The organism is Myroides sp. LoEW2-1, assembly GCF_009767705.1.
Lineage (GTDB): Bacteria > Bacteroidota > Bacteroidia > Flavobacteriales > Flavobacteriaceae > Flavobacterium > Flavobacterium album_A.
The window spans coordinates 1-983 of record NZ_WSPP01000331.1 but is presented as its reverse complement, the minus strand read 5'-3'; the positions used below and the strand labels follow the sequence as shown (position 1 = coordinate 983).

Below are 983 nucleotides of genomic sequence, written 5' to 3'. Positions count from 1 at the left end.
TTTTCTTTTTTCTCAAAAAGAAACCGGTAACTACTATTATTATAAGCTTTGGAAGTAATATTACTATACTTCTCAAAATCAATATCCAAAAGCAACAATTCTTCTAAATTATCAGATATTTCGATATCTGGTTGCATTAAGCGGATAAAAAATGATTTATGTTCTGATAAACGTATTCCCATTATATAGAAGGCTCTAAATCATCAATAAGTTTTTTGATATCACCCCCAATTAAAACCCCATCTTTCACGTATTCTAATAAAATTGGTTTAATTTCATATTCTAAACGAATATCCATAGAACCACCATCTTTTGATTTGTCAATAAAATACGAATGTCCTAATTGCACATCTTTCTTTTCAAATTCAGGTGATAAATTAGTATCAAAAAGCTTTTCAACTGAATAAAATAATTCGGCATCAAATGAAATATTATCTTCTTCAGATAAATCTTTTGGCAATACATCCACAAAAGCAAATCTTCTCCGAATTGCATAATCAATATGACCAACGGATCTGTCGGCTGTATTCATTGTACCAATGATGTAAAGATTGGGTGGTAAAATTAATTCATGACCATCTACTTCATACATGCTTTCTACAGATTCTCCTCGATATTCTAAAGCATAAATTAATTCACCTAACACAGACGAAAGATTTGCCCGATTGATTTCGTCTATGATTAAAACATAGTTTTTTAATTCAGCCCTGGCTTGAGTAGGATTTGACTCTTTATATGTTTTTTTGAAATCGTAATATTTTTCTACAATCTTAATAAAATAAGTAGCGTGTTGACGAGTTAATTCTTCAACGTCTATCATTTTTTTGATATCTTGACGTTCGGTTGCACCTAAATCAATAATTTTCTTTAACTCAGAAAATTTCATATTTAAACCTTTACTATGTGCAACCCAATTATCTCCTTTATACTTAAATCGTGTTTCATCTGCGGAAAAGAGATAAACAGCTTCTGTTATATCATAT

1 protein-coding gene and 1 pseudogene are annotated in these 983 nt (G+C 29.7%); both read right to left on the bottom strand.

What is annotated here, in order from left to right:
• Positions 1 to 182, bottom strand: a pseudogene (locus GOQ24_RS16575) (restriction endonuclease); the annotation flags it as partial.
• Positions 182 to 983: AAA family ATPase (locus GOQ24_RS15525; protein ID WP_160340095.1), on the bottom strand; the 802-nt coding region annotated here is incomplete at its 5' end. The pseudogene GOQ24_RS16575 and the gene GOQ24_RS15525, both read right to left, overlap by 1 nt.